The following is a 5,818-nucleotide window of genomic DNA, read 5'->3' on the forward strand; positions in this document are numbered from 1 at the left end:
GGCCGGTAGCCCAGCTTCAGGATCTCGTCGTAGACCGCGTCGACGGTGGCCGGGTCGTCGGACAGGATGCCGTGTGCGCGGACCGTCTCGATGCCCAGCTCCTCGTGGGCGCGGGCCAGGGCGTCGCGCAACTCGGATCCGATCGGCCGGCCGCCGGTGGTGTCCGGTGACAGCAGGTGGCTCAGGTGTTCGCAGCCGACCATCGCCTGCCACACCCGGTGCAGCGGCGTCGCGGCCGTCCCGACCCGGACGGTGACCCGCGCGTCGGCTTCTGCCGTGGCGACCTCGACCGGCGCGGAGAGCGGCCCGAGGGCGGTCACGGTGGCCAGGGCGGCGACCGCGTAGTACCCGCCCCGGCCGGAGGTCGTGTCGGCGAACGGCCCGTGCGGCACGGCGAGCACGTCACCGCCGCCGAAGTCGGCCACCTCGAACGGCCCGTCCGCCGAGGCGGAGCGGTAGATCGCGTACCCGATGGCGCCCGGCACCGGATCCCACGAGATCGTCACCTGCTCGCGGCCCTCGACCGCCCGCACCCCCGACGGCGCCGGCAGGGCGGCCGGCGCCGCGTCGGCGGGTGACGAGGCGGGGGACGAGCGGTCCTGTGCGCCGCCGGCGCCCATCAGGGCGGCCCAGCTCTGCTGGGCGGAAGTCACCGTCATTACCGAACCCCCAACTGGGGCAGCTCCTGACGGGCGGGGATGTTGAACGTCTCCCGCGCCAGCAGTGGCCGCACCCGCCGCTCGAACGAAGGTGTCACGAACGCGCGCTTGATCACGTCGTTCGCCAGGGTGTTACCCAGCGCGCCCATGATCATCGCTTGGTCGAGCGAGAGGTATCGCTTCGCGACCTGCCCGGTGCCCACGTTGACGGTGTCGTAGAAGCCGCCCGGTCCGTAGGCGTCGAAGTTGGCCTTCAGGCGCGCGAGGTTGGCGGCGGCCGGGCGGGGCGCGTAGGGCAGGGCGAGGAACGCGGCGTGCGGCGTGACGACACCGTCGCCGTAGTCGGGGGCGGGCCCGGCCGGGCGGCACGCGCCGAACCCGGCGTCGTAGTTGGACTTCTGCACGTCCGACGGGTAGCCGAGGGTGTCCATGCCCATCGCGTCGACGCCGTAGACGTCGTACCCGCCGGCCGGGTTGGACGCCGGCGAGAAGCCCCAGTAGCCGTACCCGGCGTCATTGAGGCCGTGCTCGATCTGCCCGGCGACCGTGGCCGGGTGGTTGCGGCCCCAGGACCGCGGACCCCACTTGGCCTCGGGGACGAACAGGTCCGGCATCAGCGCCTCGAACATGTCCCCGCCCCAGGACGGCACGAAGGTGATGCCGCGGTAGCGGTACGAGCCCTCGTAGACGGTGCGGCCCAGGTGGGTGGTGGTGAAGCCCTGCGGCTGCATCTCCTGCCACGAGTAGTCGCAGTTGTCGGGCAGTGTGCGCATGGTGTCGAAGTAGGCGGTGGCGGGGATCTGCCCGGCGCCGATGCCGAGGTAGGTGGCGATCCGCGGCTCGGTCACGGTGATGTCGTAGTGGTTGCAGGTGAACCAGACGCCGTTCTGCGGCACCGAGCAGGTGCCGGGCGGCTCGGTGTCCCAGAAGCCGCCGCGCAGCAGGCCCCGGGTGCCGATCGGCGAGACCGCGGCCGGGTTGTAGTAGAAGCCGAAGTTCATCTGCGGCAGGACCCGGTCGACCTTGCGGGACAGCGACGGGTACGCGCCGCGGACCACGTGCAGGGCGGCGGCCAGCCAGCCGTTGTCGACGCTGGACAGGAACGGCGTCACCACCGAGCCGTCCTCGGGCCAGGTGGTGAGCACGGAGCCGTCGGCCGGGTCGTACCAGTTGTAGAACATGCCGGACGCGGTGTGGTGGCGCAGCGTCGCGAGCGTGTCCAGGGTCTGCGTGATGCGGGCGCGGGCCTCCCGCTCGGAGATGATCTTCAGTTTGTCGGCGACGACGGCGGACCACATGTATCCGCCGATGTTGGTCGGCGAGGTGTACGCGCCGGGGGTGGACAGGTCGCCGGTGATGTTGTCGGAGACCAGGCCGGTGTCGGGGTCGGTCATCGCGACCAGCGACTTCCACGTGTCCCGGGCGTAGCCGAGCAGGGCGCGGTCCTGCCCTCCCGCCACGGCGGCGGTCCCGCCCGTCAAGATCAACATCAACATCAACGACATGAGGGGTACGAGCAAACGTCTCATCGCACGGCTCCTACTTGAGTGCCGGCCTATTTCAGACCGGTGGTGGCGATCCCGCGCATGAAGTGCCGCTGCAGGACCAGGAAGACGATCAGGATCGGCAGCACGACGACCACGGAACCGGCCAGCAGCAGGCCGAAGTCGGTGCGGTTCTGCCCGACGCTGTAGAGGGCGAGCGCGACCGGCAGGGTGTACTTGTCCTCGGTGGTGGCCACGACCAGCGGCCACAGGAAGTTGTTCCAGCTGGACAGGAACGTCAGGATGCCCAGCGTCGCCAGCGCCGGGCGGCACAGCGGCAGCACGATCCGGAAGAAGATCCGCCACTCGCCGGCGCCGTCCACCCGGGCCGCCTCGATCAGGTCGTCGGGGATGGTGCCCAGGAACTGCCGCATCAGGAACACCCCGAACGGACCGGCCAGGAACGGCAGGATCAGGCCGGCGTACGAGTTGGCCAGCCCCAGGTTGGAGACCAGCACGAACTGCGGCACGAACAGCACCATCCCGGGCACCATCAGCATGCCCAGCACGACCAGCAGCAGCGCCCGCTTGCCGGGGAAGTTCAGCTTGGCCAGGGCGTACCCCAGCAGGGAGCAGAACAGCAGGTTGCCCACGGTGACCACGAGCGCGACCAGGGTCGAGTTGAAGAAGTACAGCGGGAAGTTCAGCCGGGTGAACAGCTGCCGGAAGTTCTCCAGCGTCCACGTCTCGGGCAGCCACGTCGGCGGCACCTGGCGGATCTCCGCCTCCGGCTTCACCGATGCCAGCAGCATCCACAGGAACGGCCCGACCACGACCAGCACGCCCAGGCCCAGCACCACGTACAGGGAGATCTTCGCGACCCGGTCCTTCGGCCGCTGCGAAACGGTGACCACGGCCATGTCAGTCCCTCTCCCCGAGCAGCCGGAACTGCAGCACCGACAGCGCCACGATCGCGATGAACAGCACGTAGCTGGCCGCGGCCGCGTAGCCGTAGTTGCCGAAGCCGAACTGGTTGTAGATGTGGTACGACACGCTCAGGGTCGAGTTCAGCGGCCCGCCCTGGGTCATCACGAACGGTTCCTCGAAGACCTGCAGGAACCCGATGCCGGTGATCACCGCGCCGAAGAGCATGGTCGGGCGCAGCATCGGCAGTGTCACGTTGCGGAACTGCTGCCAGCGCGACGCGCCGTCCAGGGTGGCCGCCTCGTACAGGTCGGCGGGGATGCCCTGCAGGCCGGCCAGGAACACCACCATGAGGAAACCGAACCCGCGCCAGACCGCCATCACGATCAGCGACGGCAGTGCGGTCGAGGTGCTGCCCAGCCAGTGCGGGCCCTCGATGCCGACCAGCCGCAGCAGGTTGTCGACGACGCCGGCGTCCGGGTCGAGCAGGAACCGCCAGATCACCGCGATCGCCACGATCGAGGTCACCACCGGCAGGTAGAACCCGACCCGGAACGCCGCCCGGAACCGCAGCAGGCCCGAGTTCAGCGCCGTCGCGGCGGCCAGCGCGACGATGATGTTCAGCGGCACCCCGACCACCACGAAGATCAGCGTGTTGACCGAGGCCTTGACGAACAGGTCGTCGCTGAACAGCCGGGTGAAGTTGTCCAGCCCGACGAAGTTCACCGCGAGCGGGTTGCGCAGGTCGGTGGCACGCAGGTCGGTCAGGCTGAGCACCAGCGAAGCCACCACGGGCAACGCCATGAACACCAGGAACAGGGCGGTGAACGGCGCCGCGAAGCCCCAGCCGACCAGCGACCGGCGCTTCTTCTTCGCCGGCGGCCCGGCCGCGTCCACGGCGGCCGGGCGTACGTCCACGGCGGTCACGTCAGCTGCCCGTACCGATCGAATCGGCCTTGCTCTGCACGGTCTTGGCGACCGTGGCCGGGTCCTCGCCCGACTTGGCCAGCTTCTCGGCCTCGGTGTCGAACGCCGCCGACACCTGCTCCCACGTCGCGAACGTCGGCGGTGCCTTGGCGTCCTTGAGCTGCTCGCCGAACACCTTCAGGAACTTGTCGTCGGCCAGCGCCGGGTCGCTCCACGCGGACTGCACGGCCGGCAGGTCGCTGGTCGCCTGGTACCACTTGGTCTGCACCTCGGGCTTGGCCAGCCACTGCAGGAACTTCCAGGCGCCGTCGCGGTTCTTGGCGTCCTTGAACACCGCGACGTTGGAGCCGCCGATGAACGACGTCGCCGACTTCTGCTTCGGCATCGGCGCCACGGCGAACTTGTCCTCGAACCCGGCCTTGCCCTGCTCCTTGATCAGGCCCACGTGCCACGGCCCGGACATGAACGCGGCGATGTCACCCTTGACGAAGCCCGGCTCCAGCGCGCCCTCGGCCAGCTCGGTCGGCGCCAGCTTCTCGGTGAAGAACGACTGGTAGTAGCGCAGCGCCTCGACCATCTCCGGCGAGTCGAACGTGTACTTGTCGCCGTCGGCGACGTTCGCGCCGTTCGACCACGCGAACGGCATGATCGACTGCCACGAGCCGGTCTTGCCGGGCTGCAGGTTGATCCCCCACTTCGCGCCGGCGCCCTGCATCCCCTTGGCCATCGCCTTGAGGTCGTCCCAGGTGGCCGGCGGTCCCGTGATGCCGGCCTTCTGCGCGATGTCGGTGCGGTAGAAGATCACCCGGGTCTCGACGTACCAGGGCACGCCGTACGAGGTGTCGTTGACGACCGTGGTGTCCCACGCGCCCGGGAAGTAGCTCTCCTTCTTGAACAGGTCCTGCGGTGTCGGGTCCAGCGCGCCGGACTTGGCGAACTCGCCCTGCCAGGTGGTGCCGATCATCGACACGTCCGGGGTCTGCTTCGCCGCGATCGCGCTGGCGATCTTCTGGTGCGCGGCGTCCCACGGCACGGCCGTCACGGTGACCTTCGCGTCCGGGTTCTCCTTGGTGAACTCTTGCGCGAAGGCGCCGAGCTTCTCACCCTCGGTGCCCATCGCCCACACCGTGATCTCGCCGCTGGCCTTGCCCTCGGCCACCGACTTGGCCTGTTCCTCGCCGCCGCCGGATTCCCGGCCACAGCCCGCCACGGTCAGCGCGGCGGCGGCCGCCACGCAGATCAGCGCCCGCATCGGTCGTCTCATCATCGAGTCTCCTTGGGGTGGGCACCGCAGCTGCGCCGCACGACGAGCTGGGTGGGAAGGATCCGGCGCCGCGCGGGCACCGGCCGGTCGTTGTTCTCGCGTTCGGTGATGCGCTCGTGCAGCCAGCGCGCCGCGGTGGCGCCCAGCAGCCGCATCGGTTGCGCGACCGTGGTCAGGCCGGCGAAACGGGCCGCCATCAGGTCGTCCCAGCCGGTCACCGCCACGTCGCCGGGAATGGTCGCGCCGGCTTCGTCGGCGGCCAGGTGCGCGCCGAGGGCGACCTCGTCGTTCGCGCCGACGATCGCGTCCGGTGGGTGCCGCAACAGCTCGGCGGCGGCCTCCCGGCCGCTGTCCAGATCGAGATCGCAGGGTACGGGGACGGGCGCGGCGATCCCGTGCCGGGCCAGCGCCTTGGCCAGCCCCGCATACCGGCCCGCCACGTCGGGCGAGCCCGCCGGGTCGCCGAGGAACGCGAACCGGCGATGCCCGTGGCCGATCAGGTGCTCGGCGAGTCGTTCCGCGGTCTGCTGGTTGCGGGTGCGGATCGTGTCCACGCCCCG

At 70.1% G+C, this 5,818-nt stretch carries 5 protein-coding genes and 1 pseudogene; all 6 read right to left on the reverse strand.

Going from position 1 to position 5,818, the window contains the following annotated elements; translation table 11 throughout:
- Positions 1-659: pseudogene (locus AB0M20_RS23125) on the reverse strand (xylan 1,4-beta-xylosidase); the annotation flags it as partial.
- Positions 659-2,188 (reverse strand): glucoamylase family protein, encoded by a 1,530-nt coding sequence (locus AB0M20_RS23130; protein WP_364301337.1) that lies wholly within the window; start codon positions 2,186-2,188, stop codon positions 659-661. The pseudogene AB0M20_RS23125 and the gene AB0M20_RS23130, both read right to left, overlap by 1 nt.
- A gap of 26 nt (positions 2,189-2,214) precedes the next feature.
- A complete protein-coding gene (locus AB0M20_RS23135; protein ID WP_364301339.1) occupies positions 2,215-3,063 on the reverse strand; it encodes a carbohydrate ABC transporter permease in 849 nt (282 codons plus the stop codon).
- A 1-nt stretch (position 3,064) separates the two neighbouring features.
- A complete protein-coding gene (locus AB0M20_RS23140; RefSeq protein ID WP_364301341.1) occupies positions 3,065-3,994 on the reverse strand; it encodes a sugar ABC transporter permease in 930 nt (309 codons plus the stop codon).
- Position 3,995: 1 nt separating this feature from the next.
- Positions 3,996-5,261, reverse strand: coding sequence for a sugar ABC transporter substrate-binding protein (locus AB0M20_RS23145; RefSeq protein WP_364301344.1), 1,266 nt, complete (start codon positions 5,259-5,261; stop codon positions 3,996-3,998).
- The coding region (locus AB0M20_RS23150) for a substrate-binding domain-containing protein (RefSeq protein ID WP_364301346.1) at positions 5,258-5,818 on the reverse strand (561 nt) is incomplete at its 5' end. The genes AB0M20_RS23150 and AB0M20_RS23145, both read right to left, overlap by 4 nt.

This window comes from Actinoplanes sp. NPDC051633 (assembly GCF_040681735.1).
Lineage (GTDB): Bacteria > Actinomycetota > Actinomycetes > Mycobacteriales > Micromonosporaceae > Actinoplanes.